Here is a 19,612-nt window from a genome sequence, read left to right as displayed (position 1 = left end):
AGATGACTCAGAGTATTAAAATGCCAGTTAGGATGATACTATCTCGAAATGATTCTTTTTGAGATAGTATCATTATTTTGTTGTATTAAAAAATACAATACTTTTTTTGTTTTAGTAGATAATTTATTTGGTTATTGAGACGAAATATTTTTATTGTTTATATGGTAGAAGCTTTACAGTAAATATTGTTTTTTCATCATTGCTATATACTTCAATCGTTCCATTATGAATCTCTACAATACTTTTGGCGATGGCCAAACCAAGGCCCGATCCTCCCGTATATGTAGAACGGGATTTTTCAACACGATAGAAACGTTCAAAAATATGTGGTAAATCTGTACTTGGGATAGGCTGGCCGTAATTGGTAATATCGATTGCAATCATTTTACCGTTTTGATACGCTGTTATATCAATGAATTTCCCATCATTTCCATAAGTCATCGCATTCATAATTAAATTTTCAAATACACGTACCAATTTATCTCCATCAGCAAGTACCATTAGTTTTTCTGACGGAAATGAAGGTCTACATTCAATATTCGCTTCTTGAAATTGCATACGGAATTGAACTGATAGTTGACCAAGCAATTCAATTATATCAATAGGTACAGTATTTAGTTGTAACTCTTTATTTTGAACACGGGTATATTCAAATAAGTCATTCATTAACATGTTTAACCTGGTTACCTTATCATAAATAACTTGAATATAATGACGTAATTCTACTTCATCCCTGTAATTATCATGATGAATGAGATTAACATAACCAACTATGGACGTTAACGGTGTCCGTAAATCATGTGATACGTTTGTGATCAGTTCACTTTTTGCTTGTTCGGTTTGACGCTCTTCTTCAATCGAAATTTTTAACTGTTCTACAATGCGATTAACACCAGTTGCTAAATCTTCTAAATAATCATGTTGTAAAATAGATACTTTATGATTAAAATTACCATCTGCAATATAACGAATTTCTTCAATCATTTGCTTTATACACACTTCATAATATAGTTTTTTTTCGTGACGATAAAAAATATAAACATAGAATGAAAAAATGGAGAATAAAAACAGATAGGATCCCATCATTGTCCAAAGAGACTCTTTTAATCCCCTATACTTTTCGTATCCGACAATCCTGACAAATTCTCCACTTAATGCTGTTAATGTAAGGGAACTATCAATTACACTTGTAACAAGACGGGATATGACAACCTCAGTAATTGGTGTAAGTAAAATAGAAACTAAAAGCCAAAATGCAATTTTCCATTTTGGGATGACCTTCAATATATCAAACGTTTCATTTTTCAATTTTATAACCCACTCCCCAAACAGTATGAATGAGTTTTTCACTATTTGTTCCTGTTTCAAGTTTATCCCTTAAGTTGCTAATATGAACCATTACAGTTTTATTAGAACCATAACCATCTTCATTCCAAACACGTTCAAATATTTCTTCTGAACTAAATACTCTACCCGTATTACTAGCAAGTAAATATAAGATATCAAATTCAATAGATGTAAGTTTAATATACTCCCCATTTACTTTAACAGTATGATTATGCTTATGTATTTCCACAGAACGAATCCGAATAATCCCATCTTCTTGTATTTGCGACGCAGCGTACTGGAAGGAGGATCTACGCAATAACGCTTTAACTCTAGCGATTAATTCTAATGGATTAAAAGGTTTAATCATATAATCATCAGCACCTGTCATAAGACCTAGGATTTTATCCATATCTTCGGCTTTTGCGCTTAGCATAAGAATAGGCACCGTATTTTCTTCTCTAACTTGCTGACAAACTTCTAATCCATTACGCTTCGGCATCATGATATCTAAAATCATAAGATCAATTTGATGAAGCGAGAGCATATGTAACGCTTCATCACCATCATAGGCTTTATAAATGTTATAACCTTCATTTCGTAAATAAACGGCAAGCAATTCTACAATCTCTTTATCATCATCAATAATTAATATATTTCTTTCCATCGTATGTTTAATTCCTCTCTCTACATTTCATCATCATTAATATAATAACAAACATTTAGGTGTTTGGAAGTTAAGATTATATAAAATTTCATGTAACGTATGGGAAAGGATTTAAAAAACATATCACGAATAAAAATAAGAGGATGCTTTGTTTCTTATCATATATAGAATGTCAGTTTTGTTAGGAGAGAGTAACGTGTTACATAAAAAACTAGCTACATTTGAGCCAAGTGGAGATTGGGAAAAAGATATAAAATTTTTTTGTTAGAATATAATCATTTGTTTATTTATGAACATTCAGTGCGGGTTGCAAATGAGGCAAGGAAAATAGCAAAAAGATTTCAACTCAATGAAGAACAAGCTGCTATTGCTGGTTATTTGCATGATATTAGCGCAATATACCCTAATAATGAACGCATTAAAGTTGCTGAGGAATTAGGGATAGAGATATTACAAGAGGAACGAGAATTTCCCATGATTATTCATCAAAAAATCTCAAAGGTTATTGCAGCAGAGATTTTTAAAGTTAAGAATGAAACCATATTAAAAGCAATCGGTTGTCATACAACACTACAAAAAGATGCGTCTCAAATTGATCTTGTATTATTTGTTGCAGACAAAATAGAGTGGGATCAAAAAGGGACACCACCTTATATTTTAGAACTTCAGTCAGCTTTAGAAAAGTCCCTTGAGCATGCGGCTTTTGTGTATATTTCATATTTATGGGAAAGAAGAGAGACTCTTAAGGTTTTACACCCATGGCTAGAGGAAGCTTATTGGGATTTGAAATATAAAATAAATAGAATGGCTTAAAAATTAGAAAGAATGTAAGAATGAATTTAGATGTATTTTTTATAAATGTGACTAAAGATATTATTATGTTTATTTACGATGATAGAGGATGTGAGGTGATTGCGAAGAATAAAGAAATGATACGAGATTTATATATAAAATACAGAGAGTGGATTCCATGTTATGAAAGAGAAAGTATGGATGAATGATTCAAATGAAAATAGGAGGAAGTGAAAAATGTAATGAAACGTATTGCAATTGTATCAGCATGGGAACCAGAGCTTACATATTTGCATCAACATTATCCAAGTCATCGTGTAGAAAAACGAGCGGCTTGGGAATTTCATTTTCATTCTATAGATGAGTTAGAAGTAATATCTGTAATTACAGGCGTTGGAAAAGTAAACTGTGCGAGTTGCGTACAGTTACTAATAAGTGAATTTAAACCTGAACAGTTATTTATGACAGGTATTTGTGGAAGTTTATCCGAAAAAGTAAAAAATGGTCATATTGTTGTTGCACTTAATACTCTACAGCATGATGTAACAGCTGCGGGAACAGGAACAGATAGTTTCGATTTATATACTGGCAGAACAGCTCCTATTGAAACAACGCAATATCTCGTAAGGAAAATAAAAAAAGTACGCTCTTATGACCCAGTACATTTCGGGACCTTCATATCCGGAGATCAGCGTATTCGAAGTACGGAAACAAGATATTTATTACATACTGTATATGGTGCAATAGCTGTCGATCAAGAAGTAGCAGCTTTTGCATACGTATGTCATGTGAATAAAAAGCCTTTTCTTTGTTTAAAAGCAGCTTCAGATCAAGCGAATGATAGAACAGTAGAAGAACAAAAGATTTTTAAAATGTTCGCTTGTGAGAGGGCATGTGAATATTTACTTGCGTTTTTACGTGTATACGAAGTAACGACAGTTCGTTAATACATTAATGTTTTATTAAAGGAGCCTAGTCATGCAAATAATAAATAAAATAGCAATTATCGGCGCAAATGGAAAGGCTGGTAAATACCTTGTAACTCAAGCACTACAAGAAGGGTACTTTGTCCGTATTCTTACACGAAACCCACAAAAGTTTAAAATATCGCATAAACATTTGGAAGTTGTAAAAGGAGATGCACGCGACCTGTCTGCAATACGTCAGTTACTGCAAGCTTGCGATGCTGTTATTAATGCAGTGGGGCAGCCTAAAAAAGAGTCATATATATTTAGTACAGTTACAAATCATATTTTAGAAGTAATGAGAGAATACAGGATCAAGCGATATATTCTTATTTCTGGAGGATCAATGGATGTACAAGGAGATGCTAAGAGTGTATTAAATAAAATAGGGGCAATGTTATTTCGTCTGTTTCTTTCAGATATGATGAAAGATAAGTATAAAGAACTGCAACTGATACGAGATAGTAATGTGAATTGGACGATTGTACGATTACCTTTTGGTGTAGACGGGGAAGGGATCGGTAAAATAAAAGAGAGTCTCAGAGATTTACCAGGAATTACGATTCAAAACGGAGATATTGCGCCGTTTATTATAAAACAAATTCATGATGAAATGTATAGTGGGAAATGTCCATTTATTTCAAATTAGTAGGAAAGGTAGATGGAAATTTTAATATGATTCAATATAAAAAGTGTAGCGAAGTAAATATCGATTTCGTATACGAAGCTTTTCGAGATGGTTTTTCTGATTATCTTATAAAGATGGAAGTTTCAAAAGAAGACTTCATAAAAAGATTTTTCGGTCCAGAAGGAAATAAACTTGAGCATTCTCATATTGCATTAGATGAAAATAAACCAGTCGGTGTTATACTTGGCGGAATCAAAAACTATGAAAGCATACAAACAATGAGATGCGGCACATTAGCGGTTCATCCTGATTTTCGCGGGACTGGCATTAGTCATAAATTATTTGAACTTCATAAAGAAGAAGCGATAAAAAACGGATGCCAGCAGCTTTTTCTTGAAGTCATTGTCGGTAATGATAGAGCGATTCAATTTTATAAGAAGCTAGGGTATGAAAAAGTATCTGATCTGTCTTACTATAATTTAAAGGAACTTTCTAATTTGACAAGTCAGACTCTACAAAATGTTGAAATAAAGCAAACTAAGTTTAGCGAATTTCAAAACGGAATACAAAAATGGTTAAACTTCCATATAAATTGGCAAAATGATATCGATTATATAGAGAAAACTGAAAATACATATTATGGAGCCTATATTAATAATGATTTAAAAGGATGTATATGTACTAGTGCTAATGGTAAAATTAGTTGTTTGTTTGTTGATAAAGAATATAGAGGCGTTGGAATAGCTACAAGTCTGTTGCAAACAGTGAGTAAAGAATTACAGCTGTCCAGTCTTTCTATTGGATTTCCTAATAATGGTTTACTTGAAGGGTTTGTAAAAAAGTGTGGATTCGAAAAAAGTTCGTTGGCTCAGTATGAAATGTATTATACATTGTAACGTTTAAATGAAAATAGAAAAATCCTTCAGTTTCATACTTTAAGCGAAACTGAAGGATTTGCATTTTTATAGAATCATATGTTTTTTATTTGCTTTTTCATGTGTTTGATGTGATACTAAAATATAACGAACGTATGTTCTTTAAAGCGGATTTAATTGGAGGTATGATAATGTTAGCTCTAATAGAGAAAATAAATAATGAATATGTAGCCCAATTTAGTCGCCCATTACATTATTCGGTAGAACAAGTTTGGGCTGTATTAACAGAGAATGAGAAGCTAGCAAGATGGATGCCGAACCTTCACATAGAGGATTTGCGAAAGGGAGGTATGATAAAGTTTGATATGATGGATGGTTCTGAAGAATGCATTGATATCGATATTTTGGAATGTCAAATGAATTCCGTATTGGAATTTACTTGGGGAGAAGACCGAGTTCGATTTGAAATACATAAAAATCCTGAAGGTTGTCTATTGATTTTAAGGGAGTTCATTCATGAAATAAACAATCACACCCCAAAAGACTTATCTGGATGGCATATATGCTTAGAAATGTTTTCTTCCGTATTAGATGGACATGATATGAAGTTTCCAAAAGATGAGTGGGAAAAATGGTATGAAAGATATAAAGTTAGTAGTTAATAAAATTAGAAATAAAGACGTAAATTAATTATATTATTATGTAATAATTATAGGTTAAAAATATGTTTATCAATAAATAAAAATATTAGAAGAAGTGTTAATAATGATAAAAATACAGAAAAGGTGTGGGGAAAGTTTGTTATCAGATAAAAAAATGAAGGGATAAACGAAACAGCACATGTATTGTGATTTTTTTGTTTAATCATGATAATCAACTCGCTTTAGAACTGTTTAATGAAGCTGAGAAAGAAAGTGATTCTGAAACACTCGAACCAGCCATTGAAACGATCACCTATTGTCGTAAGAAGAAATGCGGTCATAGGGATGAGTCTGTCCACAACCTTTTGGAGGCATTGAGAATGATCATTCTTGACTGTTAATTGATTGGAAAATTGAAGAGGGGTGTTCCTTAATGACAAATAGTAGTATGGATCCGAGGGTGCCTTTTTAATAATCTTTCAGTCTTAACCTACATACTATTTTGTGAATAAATGTTTGTTTCTATATGCAACTAAATTGGTAATGGCAAGCGCTATTCCACACGCAATGAAAGTTCCTCGAACACCGACATAGCCACCCGAGCAATCCCATTAACAGTGAGGTTATGCCAAATGTACCTGTTGTAACAGTTCCGATAGAAGTATAGACAGTTACTAATTGTTCTTTTGGAACGCTATTTCAGCAATTAGAAAAAAGTGTACCGGATACTGATTATAAGTAGAGTGTATTTCTTTACAGACTGTTGCCGAGCATTAAATTTACTTCATGAAAGATAAGGTTTCTATAATTTTTTTATGTAAACTTAAATTAATAAACTTAGACCCTAATTTTAAAATTAGGGTCTAAAGATAAAGGAACATGCATCGTATTCTTAATTACTTATATTTTTTCTAGTAATTCTAATTCTTCTTCTACAAAACTTATTACTTCTTTTATTGTTTCACCAGAAAAATCAAATTGAATTCCAGCGGCTTCATATATTTCTTTTACAGATTTAGAGCTACCTAAAGATAAAGCTTTTTTATAGTTTTGTAATGCTTGCTGAGGATTTTCTTTATATTGTTTATACATTTGCAGAGCGCCAATTTGTGCAATTGCATACTCAATATAATAAAAAGGCACTTCAAAAATATGCAGTACAGATAGCCATTGTGCGACTATCCAACTTTCATACCCATCTGTATTTACTGTGCTTGAATTATATGTTGTAGAGAGCTCTAAAAACTTAGCATTTCTTTCTTCAGCGGTATGATTTGGATTCTCATACAACCAGTGTTGAAATTGATCAATGATTAGAGTAATTGGTAAATACTCTATAATTTGTGTTAATTGTTCTTGCTTAGCTTGCTTGAGATCTTCTTTATTACTATAAAAAACATCCCAGTTATCCATTGTGAATAATTCCATTGTCATACTTGCTAATTCAGCAGTCTCCATTGGTAAATGTTGATATTGGTGTATTAAAATATCTTTCATTAAATCATGATGAATACAGTGACCCATCTCATGTAAGAAAACAACAGTATCATCTTGTGTTTTTGTTAAATTCATAAAAATAAATGATAACTTAGATAGGGGCAAATATTCACAGAATCCACCTGGTGCTTTTCCTTTTCTACTTTCTAAATCTAGATGGTTATGCATCTTTTCTAGAAGAGCTGAAAAGCTTGAATCAAGCTTAGTAAAAAGCGCTTTACTTTTCTCTATTAATTCCTTTTCATTTTTTACAGGTTGTAAAAGTTTATGGTCTGCAGGTACAGCACGTATATCCCACGGACGTAATGTATCTACCTGAAGCTTTTTCTGTAATTCCTTATGAATTTTTTCTTGAAGCGGTACAACGTATTTACGAATAGATTCAGCAAATTGATTACATTGCTCAGCAGTGTAATCAAAACGCTCATATTTTTTAAACATGTAGTCACGATAATTCGTTAAACCCACATTTCTAGCTTTTATTGTCCGAATAATAATTAAGCGATTTAAGATTTCTTGAATCTCATTTTCTACGGATAGAAATTTTTCAGAGATAGCAGTCATTGCTTTTTGACGAATGCTTCGATCTGGATCTTGTAGATAGACATTTAATTCAGACAGATTTACTTCTTCACCATTCCACATGGAAGCGAGGTTACCAGTGATTTCAAAATATCTTGTTATCAACTCATCTTCAGTAATTTCTAAACTAATATTTTCTTCGTTAAAGAGTTCTCTAGTATTTTTAATTTTTTTATCTAAGAATTCAAACTGAGAAGGATTTAACTGTGAGCGGTAGGGTGAGTCATAATATTTTTGGTCTAATAGATTTTTATAACGTTTTAATATAGGCTGTACGTACTTTTGATTAAAGTCAACAGTGTTTTTTGCCTCTATATCATTCGTATTTCGTTGAAAGGCGATATAATGTTTCATAAGTTGTTCATTGATAGAATTTAAAGTCTGTGATTGTTGTATTAACCAATTCTCAAGCTCTTGACTAGAAGATATTGATATATCTAATAGTACATCCAATTTTTTTATTAATTCATCTATATTACTAATATTGATAGGTATTGTCTGCTGCATGAAATATCCCTCACTTTTTATTTACTAATAGAGGTATTCTTTTCTTTCTTATAAATTCCTTTTTTACCCCAAAAGTTGGTGCCGACTATACCAAGGATGATCAGCATAGCTCCAACGATATGATAGTATGCGATTTGTTCGTGTAAGAATAATATCCCTGCAATAATCATGATAAGAGTAGATAGATTACTAAAGACACTCATCTTAGCTGCTTCAATATAAGACAATGAATAATTGAGTAAGAATGCTGTTAGCAAGGAAGATAGTAATCCTAAATATAAAATGGATAAAAGAAATGTCCCGTTTGTAAATGGTTTAAAGTATACATTTACGGTGCCTTTATTTATATGCTCAATGATAGCTATTAAATTGAAGCTAAGAAAACCAATCATTGTCATCATATATGTTAAGTCTATTAACTTAAATTTTTTTGTCATTTTCCTAGCTAATACATTGTAGCAAGCAGAGGATAATGCTGATAACAGAATAAGGATAATTCCAATAAAGCTAGTTTCATGCGTTTCCATACCATTCATTACAAATATATAAATGATGCCCATTACAGAAATGAGTACAGATATTTTTTGCCATACATTTGTATATTCTTTTAAAAAGTAAGAAGCTAAAATCATTGTAAATATAGGTATAGCAGCTTGTATAATTCTATACTAAACCGAAAGCTTGAAAAGCGAAAAATAGTGCTGGATAAAATATTGCTATTGGCAAAATTGCAAGTATGGTTTTGGATGAAATATTTAGCTTTACAAAACCAAATATGACAGGAATAGTCGCTATTAAAAAAGCAACCGTAAAACGATGAGCAAGTGTATCAAGGACGCTTGTAACTGTTAATGCTAATTTCACAAACATAAATGAAAAACCAATAATAAATGCATATAGTAATGCGGCTAAATATGCTTTCGTTATATTTTTCATAATTTCACCTCATATAGTCAATTTGTTACTGGCCAGTATATGTACATGGTAATCTTTCTGAGTCAGTGCTACAATGTGAACAAATATAAACTGTACCGGTACAAAATAGACATGGGGGATAATCATGTATAAATATTTAAATATATTAAATGATTTAGAAAGCATGATCCAAAAAGGAGAGATAAAAGAAGGAAAGAAATTACCGTCGATACGCTCACTTGTGACACAATATCAGTGCAATAAAGCAACAATTATACGTGCGCTTCATGAATTAGAGAAGCGTCATATTATTTATTCCGTACCTCAAAGTGGCTATTATGTAGTGAAGAAAATGGCGAATTATGAAGTAGATGAAACGGAAAAAATTGATTTTGCTTCATCAGCTCCGGATCTTGATGTATTTCCTTACTTAGATTTTCAGCATTGTATTAATAAGGCGATTGATACGTATAAGAATGATTTGTTTATATACGGTACACCTAAAGGGTTACCATCTTTAATTTCAGTTGTACAAAAACAACTAGCAAATTATCAAGTTTTCACAAAAGAAGAAAACATCTTTATCACTTCAGGAGTCCAGCAAGCACTAGCAATATTAACTTCGATACCATTTCCAAATCAAAATAAAGCAGTACTTATTGAACAACCTAGTTATCATCTATACATTGAATATCTAGAAACAAATAGAATCCCTGTAATGGGTATAAAACGTACTGCTGAAGGTATTGATTTAATTGAGTTAGAAAGGATATTCGAAACGGAAAAAATTAAGTTCTTTTATACAATTCCAAGATTTCATCATCCACTTGGCACTTCATATTCTAAGACAGAAAAAGAAAAGATTATTTCTCTTGCAAAGAAATACAATGTATTTATAGTAGAAGATGATTATTTAGCAGATTTAGAACAAAATCAAAAGGAAGATCCACTATATAGTTACGATAATTCCTCACATGTAATATATCTAAAAAGTTATTCAAAGATTATTTTCCCGGGTTTACGTGTAGGCGTGGCAGTTATTCCTCCTTCTATTGCAGAAGCGTTTCATACATATAAAAAACTATTAGATATTGATAGTTCAATGATTTCGCAGGCTGCTTTAGAAATTTACATAAAAAGCGGGATGTTTGAACGACACCGGCAAAAAATTAGGTTGTCTTATTATGCTAGGTCTAAGGTATTATCTGAAATACTTGAAGAAATTTATAAAGAAAATCACCATCTATTTACATATAAAAAAGGGAACAAAATAGGAATACATACGTGTTTATCATTACAAAAAAATATTGTTACGGAAACGCTTATTAAAAAATTAAGGCAGAATCAAGTATTTATAGAGACTGTTGATAAAAATTATTTGACTTCTTTCCATAAAGAAAAACTTTTAAAATTAAATGTATCGAATGTGAAAGAAGATAAAATTGAGGTAGGAATTCATAGAGTAATTGAGGAAATGAAACAAGTGAATGATGTGGATTTCCATTTTAAGGAAGATTAATCCTTCATATAGACAGATATAAAAATTTATGAAGATTCGATTACAAATAAGGAACGTGCTATTTCAAATTCACAAGGCGAGTTCAAATTTTACACGGGTGTTTGTGGTAAGATTACGTTACAATTTGTTACTTCAGATGGAGAAAAATATACAAAAAAATATGATCGAGAGCATGTACCTAAATTGATTGAATTAAAAAATTAACATTAAGGAGAATTTTATATGAAACCATTACAAGGAAAAGTTGCAGTCGTAGCGGGGGCAACACGTGGTGCTGGAAGAGGCATTGCGATGATGCTTGGTGAAGCGGGCGCAACTGTATATGTAACAGGAAGAAGTACAAAAGGTAATTTATCATCAATGGGAAGAACGGAAACAATTGAAGAAACAGCAGAACTAGTTACAAAACAAGGAGGAAAAGGGATTGCCGTCCGAGTTGATCATACAGTCGAAGAAGATATAAAAGAACTCTTTGAAAGAATTCAAATAGAACAAAGCGGGCAGCTTGATATTTTAGTAAATGATGTTTGGGGCGGTGATCCGCTTACTGAATGGGAAAAACCGTTTTGGGAACATAACTTACATAACGGATTACTAATACAACAACGTGCTGTCCATTCGCATATGATGACGAGTTATTATGGTGTACCGCTTATGGTGAAGAACAAGAGGGGACTCGTAATTGAAATTACAGATGGTGTAGATTATCAATATCGTGGAAACCTATATTATAGTTTATCGAAAATCTCAACAATTCACTTAGCGGAAGCGATGGCGAAAGATTTAGAGCAACATGGTATTACTGCTGTTGCGGTAAGTCCTGGCTTTCTCCGTTCTGAAGCAATGTTAGATTTATTTGGTGTAACAGAAGAAAACTGGCAAGAAGGTGCAAAGAAAGATCCTCACTTTATCGCATCTGAAACACCTTTCTTTGTAGGGAGAGCAATTGCCGCTTTAGCAAGTGATACGAACGTTCATAATAAAACAGGAAAAGCACTTAGCTCATGGGAGTTAGCGAGAGAATATGGATTTAAAGATATTGATGGAAGACAACCTGATTGGGGAAAATATTTTGAAGGGAATGTGTTAAAAGAACAATGAGTATTATATAAAATGAAAAGAAGGCTAAAAACTCTGTATATATCGGTTTTTAGTCTTCTTTTTATTATTATGAATTTTCTTCCGGTGGTGGGTAAAAGACTGTTAGATCTTGTTATTACTTGGAACTTTTTGAAATGCATATCCATAGTATATAAAACAGTATGTGGATAATTAGATAAGAAGGGGTAAATGAATATGAATGTTCCATATTTTAATAATAAAATTCGGGTCCCTGCTGTAACATATACTGCAGCACAAGGTACACTTCAGTCTGTTCATCAAGCACTACACGCGCAGGCACACACCTTACAGGTGCAAGGTATGCATTTTGACTACCCAGTTATATCATATTATTATCCTACGTATATTATTATTCAAAATGGAATGTATTTTTCAACGATTCCATTTGGTGCTGTGTACAATTTATAAAAATTGATTTTATTCCTTTTCATACGATTAAGCTGTTCCAATTTGATTTTGTTCTGCAACATCAGAATCAAATGTATTTGTTGTACTTACACCGTTAAAAGTACTAGTAACAAAAGCAACATTAGATGATCCGGAGCCGTTATACGCTTTTGTATTCTCTTTCGGAGAAACGTTATAAAAATCACCTAAGTTTAAAGGATCGTTACTATTTTGAACGACAAGATTTCCGACAATGGAGGGCATATTCTTCACCTACTTTATTAGGGATTATTTAAAAAACTATATGATTTATTTTTTTAAAAGTGAATCATAGTACAAGTGAGTTTAAATGGAGAGCATTCTACGCATTTTGAAAAATCAAGAAGAATTAATTCAATCATGGTGTGCTGCTTTTGAAAATGGAAGATGCTAAGAAGCTTTAGATTTGATTTTAGAGGTGCAGTAACAATGGCAAAGTTTTATAAGCGTTATTTAGAAAGAAAACGTGTAGGATTTGTATGTTCACATTCCTTTTATAGTGAAAATGAACAAGCTGATTTTTTATCTAATGAATAATATATAGCATCAAATGAATAAGGAAGTGAACCACGTCTTGTCCAAATGTTTTATTGCTAAATTAACAGGTCGAGAGGAAATACCTCCTGTTTGTACAGCTGCTTTTGGAATAGCGCAATTTAGATTTAACAGTGATTTTACGAGACTTCAATTTAAACTGGTAGTACATGATATAGAACAGGGAACCGCTACCCATATTCATTTAGGAAGAAGGGGAGAAAATAGACCTGTTGTTTTTTTATTTGGACCAGTTACACACGGAATTAGCGTAAATAGAGGAGTCGTAACAGGAGTGATTACAGAAAGTGATCTTATTGGTCCTTTACAAGGTATGTCTTTATTAGGACTTGCAAGAGAGATGGATACCGGTAATACTTATGTAAACGTTCATACAGAAAAGCATCCAGCTGGAGAAATTCGAGGGCAAATAAAAAGGTTTTAAAATTTCTTAGACGTATGTAAAGTTTGTTTCTGCTTATAAGTATGCTGATAAAAGCCTTTAGACATAATTATGACTAAAGGTTTTTGTTGTGGGGAAATGTATACAGAACCGACATTTTTAATTTTATAGGAGGTAAAATTCATGGAAGATAATAAAAAATCAATCCTCGCTTTTATCGTGTTAGTTTTAGGTTTAGTATTCATTGTTGGAGGGATGGTTTATAGTTTGTGGGGGCCATTTTAAATTTATTTGTGACTAACTGACCCTAGGTAATCTAGTCATAACTTGCTTTTTATTAGTTAAGTTAAAGGACATTATATATTTCTGAAAATAAAGGAGAACAGTTGCAATGAATTATATGCTATTTAAAGCGATTAATCGTCTTGCTGGACGAGGAACTACTATGGATACGATAATGGTTTTTATCTCACAGAAGACTCGATATTTATACCTTTTCATATTAATATGTATGTGGTTTAGAAATAATTTCTACAAAAAAATTATTTTGTATGCAGGAATTTCAGCAGGAGTCACTTTATGTATAAACCGTATCATCCAATTTTTTTATTTTAAACCTCGTCCTTTTATTGTCCATCGCGTTCATTTGCTTATCCCATCAAAGAATAATTCTTCGTTCCCAAGTAAACATACTGCTTTAGTTTTTGCTGTAGCAACTTCCATTTTACTTCGTGAACGTTTCGTTGGTTCTATTATGTGGGTATTAGCAGTATTGACAGGTTTTTCACGTATTTGGGTAGGGCATCATTATCCATTCGACATAATCGGTAGTGCTGTTATAGGTAGTCTAACAAGCATAGTTATTGATAAAAATACATATACATTTCAATCCTTTATTACTTGGATTATAAAAATGTACTCATCGTTTACAAAATTATTTAAATAAAAAAGGTAAATCAGTCGTTTCTTTTGTTTAGTGGAGTAAGAGAAGGAGCAAATTGAAAATCTTTTTTTGAATTTGGGAAATATAGTAGATAAATAAGGATTGGCTAGAATAACGAAAAACAAGTACATGCTAGGGAGTGCTAGTATATACTTGTTTTTCGTTTTTATGTACTATGTGAATAATAAAGAGTTTGATTAATAATCATTTTGAAACTTGTATATTACTTCACGAAGTTTTTTCAATCCAATCAGAGTATCTTGTTCACTTAATATAGAATAGCTGATACGTAAATGATCATGTTTCGATTCATGAACAAAACAAGCAGTTCCAGGTAAAAAAGAAATGTTAGCTTCATTTGCCTTTTTTAGTAATGCAAATGAATTCATTGAATCCGGAAGAGAAATCCATAAATTAAAACCGCCTTGTGGTTTTTGGAAGTGAATCGTATCTGCTAGAGGGGAAAGTATCTCTACTGCAGTATCGCGTCGTATTTGTAAGGCAGTTCGCAACTTTGCTAAATGATTTTTCATTCTTTCAGTTCGTAAAAAAGGTTGAATAGCTTTTTGAGTTAACAATAGGCTTCCTATATCCATCAAAGCTTTTACAGCATTTAGCCAATCAAAGACAGGCCCCTCCGCTGCTACTGCTGCGATACGTAGACCTGGCGCTAATGTTTTACTGAATCCTTTTAAATATATGACATACCCGTTTGTATCAAAGATTTTAAGTGGAGCCGGAATTGTAGCCTCATCAAAATATATTTCTCCAAACGAGTCATCTTCAATTATAAAAAACTGATATATCTCCGCCAGTTCTATAAGTTCCATTCGCCTTTGTTTACTCATAACAGTACCTGTAGGATTTTGAAAAGTAGGATTTACATATAGTAAAGTTGGCGTCCTTTTTTGACAAACTTCATCGATTAAATCAGAACGAATCCCTTGTTCATCAAGCTCAATTGGTATGATTTGAGCGCCTTTATTTACAAACACATCAATTGCTGCACCATAGCACGGGCTCTCTATTATAACTGTATCACCTGGTTTTAATAAAGTTTGAGCGATTAAATCAATTCCTTGCTGGGCGCCACTTGTAATTAATAAATTAGAATGGTCTACAGATAGTTTTTGATAGTCCTTTAAATATTTTGCAATCTCTAATCGAAGTCCTTCATCTCCTTGAACTGGTCCATAAGTTGCTAATATCATTTGATCTTTATCTATTATTTTTTGTATTTCCTCCGAAAGAAATGGATTCGGTAATAGGCGAGGGTAAAGAATAGCTTGTGAAAAATCATAATACTTTCTATGTTGATTCATTACATATTGAGATCGAATGACATTGATTGATTTCGTATGTTGCCAATCATACGGTAGAGATTGAGATTTACGACGCTCGTGTTTATGTATATAGACGCCTTTCCCTTGCTCAATATATACATATCCTTTCGTTTCTAACTTCTTATAAGCTTTACGGACGGTTAATATACTTATTTGTAAATCGTTCGCCATAGAGCGTAATGAAGGTAAAAAATCTCCATTTGATAGCAGTCCACTTTGAATCCGTTCAACGATTTGCATATAAATTTGTTGATAGAATGGTATGTTAGATTCTTTCCGCAATATAATCTTCATTATCTCACCTAAGTTTCTTTTTAATTTAATTAAATCTAAAAACATATGTAGGAGCAACTATAGATTTATCCAACTGTTATATACCTTGATATACTGTTATACACTCCTTCCTTTATACTCACCTTAATAATCAAAAGGAGGAAACGTAATGGTCATTTTTAATTATATTTTAATTTGTATTATTTTCGGGACAACATTTTTAACGATTAAAATTGGGATTGAAGCGGGAGCACCACCGTTATTTTCAGCGGGAATCCGTTTCTTTTTAGCAGGTGTTATTTTAATTATCATATTTATGTTAAAACGGAAACATATCATGCCATACTTGTTATCAAAAAGAATTATGTACGCTGGTTTTTGTTTAACCTTCATGACATTTGCAACTTTGTATTGGGCAGAACAGTATATTTCTTCTGGATTAGCAGCTGTTCTTTCGGCAACAGGACCAATGATGATTTTATTATTACAAGTAAAGAAAAATAAAACAAAATTACAACGAGAACAATTTCTTGCTTTCATCATAGCGCTTATAGGCGTTATTTGTATCTCTTTACCAGGGATGCACCAACAACTTACTTTTATATGGAGTATAGCTTGCGTTATCATATTAGTCGGCGAATTCTTTTATGGTCTAGGTTCCATCCATTCAAAAGAAATACTTTCAGATTTGCCAAAAGTATCCCCGTTTCTCATTAATGGTATCCAAATGTTTTACGGTGGAATTTTTCTATTGATTACTTCTATTTTTACAGAACAGCCCAATCCAGCTATATTAACATCTTGGAGTGTACAATGGCCTATTTTGTATCTCATATTTGTTGGTTCAATTGGTGGGCACGGACTCTATTATTGGCTCTTATCAAAGACCAATCCGGTATTTCCATCAACTTGGCTATATGTATCTCCTTTAATTGCTGTTATTACAGGATACGTATTTTTAGGGGAGCCAATTAATCCACTAATGGGAATTGGAGCGTGTCTCATCTTGATTGGGGTATTTTTAGCAAATCGTTCTACACTTGAGATGTACTTTAAACAGGGGAAATTATTGAAAAAAGAAATGTGACATGATTGTATTTTGATTGTGGGATAAAAGAATCTTAATGCACTTGTAAATAGCGAAAAAAACAAACTATTAGATAGAATTAGAATATTTTATATGTTATAATTATATATCGTTTTTGTAAAATGGCCCTATATATCAAAGGGCTTTTTTAAGTTGTACAGTAGAAAATAATACATATTAAGGACAAGCAAAACTTAAATTAGTAGACGAATAGGGGTGGTTCACTTGAAACAAGCATTAATCGTTATCGATTTGCAAGAAATCTTTTTCTCAGAGGAAAAAAATTACTTATATCAGCATGAACAGTTGCTTAAAAATGTGAATACAGTCATTAACTGGGCAAAAATAAAGGAGATACCAGTGGTTTTCATTCAGCATACAGATCAAAATTCATCAGATGAAATGGCAAAGGGAAAGCATGCCTGGGAATTACATAAAGGACTGCACCGAGAAAGTAATGATATTGTTATAGAAAAAATCACATGGGACGCCTTCTATCAAACTACTTTAGAGCAAACTTTAAAAAAATTAGGTATAGAGCAATTAATTTTTGTGGGTGCTCAAACTGAATTTTGTTTAGATACAACTATACGAATCGCCTATAGTAAGGGATATCAACATAATTTGCTAGTAAAGGACGCACATAGTACATTAAATAGTAATCAACTTAGCGCAAAGCAAATTATAGAACATCATGAATCTGTATGGAATAACCGTTTTGTACAAATACAGCCGCTTGATTTATATAAGTTATAAGAGGAATCATAAAGCTTTTCCAATTTCATTAAACAATTGGAATAAATTAGAGTACCAGCATCAATTAAAAAGGTAGTATATTTGTGAATTTTAAAATAAGCACGAAGAAAATATGGATAGGAAGGGAAGTTTTATGGAGATAAAAATAGATGATTTAACCGGTACTGCAGTAGAAAAATTATTGATGGATCATCTGCAAAGCATGGCACTACATTCTCCTCCAGAAAGCAGACATGCTCTAGATTTAGACGGATTGCGAAAAAAAGATATTACATTTTGGAGTGCATGGGAAGGTAATGATTTAGTTGGATGCTGCGCACTTAAAGAACTCAATAGTCAACATGGAGAAATAAAATCAATGAAAACATCTTCATTGCATTTAAGAAAAGGTGTTGCCAAGCGGCTTCTTCAACATATAATTGAGGAAACAAAGCGGCGTGGTTACCAGAGGCTAAGCTTAGAAACAGGATCTATGGGTGTGTTCAAACCAGCTAGAAGTTTGTATACAAGTATGGGATTTCAATATTGCAAACCGTTCTCGGAATATAAAGAGGATCCAAATAGTGTGTTTATGACAATGGAATTGATATGTAATTAAATAGTTTTTAATAGATATATCTGTTTTTCAAAGTTATATAAATTAAGTGTTAGTTTAAGATGAATTTCAACTATTTATAAAAAAGACGTACCGAAAAGCCCCCTTTGGATAAAATTATCTAAAGGGGGCTTTTCAGTAACAAAGGTATTTAGTTATATTTACAGCATAGCATCCCATGAACTTTGCCATTGTAGGATATACCATGCTGCTCTTCCGTTATTTTCATAGGGTCCTCGTGAGAAAAAGTAAAGACCATTTTAGATTTCTCATCTTTCATGTACAAGATGTAAATAGTATCGTTGATTTGTTCTTCAAAAACTCTAAAGATGAATTCGTAATAAAAATACAATCTCCTCGTTCTCAAATTAAATTATCAATATCCTCATCAAATATCGAGTTTGTATTTGATGAGGATAACATAAAGCCACTTAATTCTTGTTTTTGACTTATAACATTATCAACCTTCTCCTCTAATGTATTTACTGTGATGAGTTTATGAACTTGTACAAAGTTTTCTTGGCCAATACGGTGTACCCGGTCAGTCTGCTGGATTCCACCAACGATCAAGATGTATAACATGGTTAGCAGCCGTAAGATTTAAACCTGTTCCTCCAGCTTTCAAAGAGAGAATAAAAATTGGTGCTTGTCTGCTTTAAAAATCTTCTACCATCTTTGCCTGTTCCTTTTGTGGAGTACTCCCGTTCAAGAATAGATGTGCATTTATACGCATCTCAATCGTGTGCCAATACCAACCATGGGGTCCAAATTTTGAGAAAGAAACAAAGGATTTCGTAAAATAGGTTATTCTAGATGCAAAAAAAGATCCAAGAAATATAGGTTCATCAAAAGTATTAGAAAAAATTGAAATGACTAAAGAAGGTAGAATTCGTGAAAGTTTATTAATAAAAGATGGCTGGCGTGATTCTCTTTTATACAGTATTTTAGAACAAGAATGGGAAAAAATTAATCAATAAGTTTATATTGCGAGTAAGTGTTTTAGTACAATGAGGATAATAAAAGTGAAAAAACTTTTTTATAAAAATCGAACACAGATTTGTTAGAGAAGAATCCAATTTAACCAGTCTTTGATATGCTCCCCCTTAAGTAGACAGATAAAAAATAAAAATCTGTTTATCTAAGAGGGCGTTTTTATGTCACGAATAAAATATTCTAAAGCTGAAAAATTAGCTATTTTAGCTCTTTATAAAGATGG

17 protein-coding genes and 5 pseudogenes are annotated in these 19,612 nt (G+C 32.2%); 15 read left to right on the top strand and 7 right to left on the bottom strand.

Translation table 11 applies throughout. From position 1 onward, the window contains the following. Nucleotides 1-150: 150 nt before the first annotated feature. Nucleotides 151-1,308 carry a sensor histidine kinase gene (locus AC1M36_RS07210; protein WP_336454014.1) on the bottom strand — a complete coding sequence of 386 codons (1,158 nt, stop codon included), beginning with the start codon at nucleotides 1,306-1,308 and terminating at the stop codon, nucleotides 151-153. Beyond that, nucleotides 1,298-1,993, bottom strand: coding sequence for a response regulator transcription factor (locus AC1M36_RS07205; protein ID WP_336454013.1), 696 nt, complete (start codon nucleotides 1,991-1,993; stop codon nucleotides 1,298-1,300). The genes AC1M36_RS07210 and AC1M36_RS07205 overlap by 11 nt, the downstream gene beginning before the upstream one ends. Before the next feature lie 169 nt (nucleotides 1,994-2,162). Here AC1M36_RS07205 and yqeK point away from each other — a divergent pair. The 6 genes and pseudogenes from yqeK (at nucleotide 2,163) to AC1M36_RS07175 (ending at nucleotide 5,915) form a co-directional block, all read left to right on the top strand. Continuing rightward, nucleotides 2,163-2,806, top strand: a pseudogene (yqeK, locus tag AC1M36_RS07200) (bis(5'-nucleosyl)-tetraphosphatase (symmetrical) YqeK). Nucleotides 2,807-2,835: 29 nt separating this feature from the next. Continuing rightward, nucleotides 2,836-2,994 (top strand): annotated as a pseudogene (locus AC1M36_RS07195) (DUF3885 domain-containing protein); the annotation flags it as partial. A 33-nt stretch (nucleotides 2,995-3,027) separates the two neighbouring features. Further along, the gene (mtnN, locus tag AC1M36_RS07190; protein ID WP_336454012.1) at nucleotides 3,028-3,732 is read left to right on the top strand and encodes a 5'-methylthioadenosine/S-adenosylhomocysteine nucleosidase; all 705 of its coding nucleotides are present in this window, start codon (nucleotides 3,028-3,030) and stop codon (nucleotides 3,730-3,732) included. Nucleotides 3,733-3,763: 31 nt separating this feature from the next. After that, nucleotides 3,764-4,399 carry an SDR family oxidoreductase gene (locus tag AC1M36_RS07185; RefSeq protein WP_479845688.1) on the top strand — a complete coding sequence of 212 codons (636 nt, stop codon included), beginning with the start codon at nucleotides 3,764-3,766 and terminating at the stop codon, nucleotides 4,397-4,399. Nucleotides 4,400-4,425: 26 nt separating this feature from the next. Then, entirely contained in the window at nucleotides 4,426-5,274 is an 849-nt protein-coding gene (locus AC1M36_RS07180) for a GNAT family N-acetyltransferase (RefSeq protein WP_479845687.1), read from the top strand. 170 nt (nucleotides 5,275-5,444) lie between these two features. Further along, entirely contained in the window at nucleotides 5,445-5,915 is a 471-nt protein-coding gene (locus AC1M36_RS07175) for an SRPBCC family protein (RefSeq protein WP_479845686.1), read from the top strand. An 879-nt stretch (nucleotides 5,916-6,794) separates the two neighbouring features. On the opposite strand, the gene AC1M36_RS07170 is transcribed toward AC1M36_RS07175, so the two are convergent. Next, entirely contained in the window at nucleotides 6,795-8,480 is a 1,686-nt protein-coding gene (locus tag AC1M36_RS07170) for a M3 family oligoendopeptidase (protein ID WP_479845685.1), read from the bottom strand. 17 nt (nucleotides 8,481-8,497) lie between these two features. Next, nucleotides 8,498-9,416: pseudogene (locus tag AC1M36_RS07165) on the bottom strand (DMT family transporter). 124 nt (nucleotides 9,417-9,540) lie between these two features. On the opposite strand from AC1M36_RS07165, the gene AC1M36_RS07160 reads away from it, so the two are divergent. The 4 genes and pseudogenes from AC1M36_RS07160 (at nucleotide 9,541) to AC1M36_RS07145 (ending at nucleotide 12,444) form a co-directional block, all read left to right on the top strand. Then, entirely contained in the window at nucleotides 9,541-10,914 is a 1,374-nt protein-coding gene (locus AC1M36_RS07160; protein ID WP_479845684.1) for an aminotransferase-like domain-containing protein, read from the top strand. Between the two features lie 21 nt (nucleotides 10,915-10,935). Continuing rightward, a pseudogene (locus AC1M36_RS07155) lies at nucleotides 10,936-11,118 on the top strand (hypothetical protein); the annotation flags it as partial. An 18-nt stretch (nucleotides 11,119-11,136) separates the two neighbouring features. Continuing rightward, nucleotides 11,137-12,015, top strand: coding sequence for an SDR family oxidoreductase (locus tag AC1M36_RS07150; RefSeq protein ID WP_479845683.1), 879 nt, complete (start codon nucleotides 11,137-11,139; stop codon nucleotides 12,013-12,015). A gap of 195 nt (nucleotides 12,016-12,210) precedes the next feature. Further along, nucleotides 12,211-12,444: a DUF3947 family protein gene (locus tag AC1M36_RS07145; protein WP_336454005.1), complete on the top strand. Its 234-nt coding sequence runs from the start codon at nucleotides 12,211-12,213 to the stop codon at nucleotides 12,442-12,444. 27 nt (nucleotides 12,445-12,471) lie between these two features. Here AC1M36_RS07145 and AC1M36_RS07140 read toward each other — a convergent pair whose 3' ends face one another. Beyond that, a complete protein-coding gene (locus AC1M36_RS07140) occupies nucleotides 12,472-12,687 on the bottom strand; it encodes a spore germination protein (protein ID WP_336454004.1) in 216 nt (71 codons plus the stop codon). 349 nt (nucleotides 12,688-13,036) lie between these two features. Between AC1M36_RS07140 and AC1M36_RS07135 the strand changes: the two genes are divergently transcribed. Together AC1M36_RS07135 and AC1M36_RS07130 are read left to right on the top strand one after the other, a co-directional pair. Then, nucleotides 13,037-13,441 carry a CHRD domain-containing protein gene (locus AC1M36_RS07135; RefSeq protein WP_420792378.1) on the top strand — a complete coding sequence of 135 codons (405 nt, stop codon included), beginning with the start codon at nucleotides 13,037-13,039 and terminating at the stop codon, nucleotides 13,439-13,441. Nucleotides 13,442-13,790: 349 nt separating this feature from the next. After that, nucleotides 13,791-14,345 carry an undecaprenyl-diphosphatase gene (locus tag AC1M36_RS07130; protein WP_479845682.1) on the top strand — a complete coding sequence of 185 codons (555 nt, stop codon included), beginning with the start codon at nucleotides 13,791-13,793 and terminating at the stop codon, nucleotides 14,343-14,345. Nucleotides 14,346-14,539: 194 nt separating this feature from the next. Here the strand turns inward: AC1M36_RS07130 and pdxR are convergent, their stop codons facing one another. Next, nucleotides 14,540-15,979 carry a MocR-like pyridoxine biosynthesis transcription factor PdxR gene (gene pdxR / locus AC1M36_RS07125; RefSeq protein WP_479845681.1) on the bottom strand — a complete coding sequence of 480 codons (1,440 nt, stop codon included), beginning with the start codon at nucleotides 15,977-15,979 and terminating at the stop codon, nucleotides 14,540-14,542. 148 nt (nucleotides 15,980-16,127) lie between these two features. Between pdxR and AC1M36_RS07120 the strand changes: the two genes are divergently transcribed. From AC1M36_RS07120 to AC1M36_RS07110, 3 genes are all read left to right on the top strand, one after another. Then, on the top strand, nucleotides 16,128-17,045 hold the full coding sequence (locus AC1M36_RS07120; protein ID WP_336454000.1) for a DMT family transporter: 918 nt from the start codon (nucleotides 16,128-16,130) through the stop codon (nucleotides 17,043-17,045). Nucleotides 17,046-17,270: 225 nt separating this feature from the next. Further along, a complete protein-coding gene (locus tag AC1M36_RS07115; protein ID WP_479845680.1) occupies nucleotides 17,271-17,801 on the top strand; it encodes an isochorismatase family protein in 531 nt (176 codons plus the stop codon). Nucleotides 17,802-17,934: 133 nt separating this feature from the next. Beyond that, nucleotides 17,935-18,399 carry a GNAT family N-acetyltransferase gene (locus AC1M36_RS07110; RefSeq protein ID WP_336453998.1) on the top strand — a complete coding sequence of 155 codons (465 nt, stop codon included), beginning with the start codon at nucleotides 17,935-17,937 and terminating at the stop codon, nucleotides 18,397-18,399. A gap of 360 nt (nucleotides 18,400-18,759) precedes the next feature. On the opposite strand, the pseudogene AC1M36_RS07105 reads toward AC1M36_RS07110, so the two are convergent. Then, nucleotides 18,760-19,111: pseudogene (locus AC1M36_RS07105) on the bottom strand (helicase-related protein); the annotation flags it as partial. Between the last annotated feature and the right edge of the window lie 501 nt (nucleotides 19,112-19,612).

Source organism: Bacillus sp. Medicinal_06 (assembly GCF_056711665.1).
The sequence above is the reverse complement of the archived record's forward strand: the minus strand, read 5'-3'. Positions and strand labels throughout refer to the sequence as shown.

Coding starts and splice junctions, on each gene's coding strand:
- AC1M36_RS07130 (WP_479845682.1), top strand. CDS start 13,791: ATGAATTATATGCTATTTAAAGCGATTAATCGTCTTGCTGGACGAGGA.
- AC1M36_RS07145 (WP_336454005.1), top strand. CDS start 12,211: ATGAATGTTCCATATTTTAATAATAAAATTCGGGTCCCTGCTGTAACA.
- AC1M36_RS07170 (WP_479845685.1), bottom strand. CDS start 8,480: ATGCAGCAGACAATACCTATCAATATTAGTAATATAGATGAATTAATA.
- pdxR (WP_479845681.1), bottom strand. CDS start 15,979: ATGAAGATTATATTGCGGAAAGAATCTAACATACCATTCTATCAACAA.
- AC1M36_RS07205 (WP_336454013.1), bottom strand. CDS start 1,993: ATGGAAAGAAATATATTAATTATTGATGATGATAAAGAGATTGTAGAA.
- AC1M36_RS07140 (WP_336454004.1), bottom strand. CDS start 12,687: ATGCCCTCCATTGTCGGAAATCTTGTCGTTCAAAATAGTAACGATCCT.
- AC1M36_RS07110 (WP_336453998.1), top strand. CDS start 17,935: ATGGAGATAAAAATAGATGATTTAACCGGTACTGCAGTAGAAAAATTA.
- AC1M36_RS07180 (WP_479845687.1), top strand. CDS start 4,426: ATGATTCAATATAAAAAGTGTAGCGAAGTAAATATCGATTTCGTATAC.
- AC1M36_RS07160 (WP_479845684.1), top strand. CDS start 9,541: ATGTATAAATATTTAAATATATTAAATGATTTAGAAAGCATGATCCAA.
- AC1M36_RS07185 (WP_479845688.1), top strand. CDS start 3,764: ATGCAAATAATAAATAAAATAGCAATTATCGGCGCAAATGGAAAGGCT.
- mtnN (WP_336454012.1), top strand. CDS start 3,028: ATGAAACGTATTGCAATTGTATCAGCATGGGAACCAGAGCTTACATAT.
- AC1M36_RS07120 (WP_336454000.1), top strand. CDS start 16,128: ATGGTCATTTTTAATTATATTTTAATTTGTATTATTTTCGGGACAACA.
- AC1M36_RS07150 (WP_479845683.1), top strand. CDS start 11,137: ATGAAACCATTACAAGGAAAAGTTGCAGTCGTAGCGGGGGCAACACGT.
- AC1M36_RS07175 (WP_479845686.1), top strand. CDS start 5,445: ATGTTAGCTCTAATAGAGAAAATAAATAATGAATATGTAGCCCAATTT.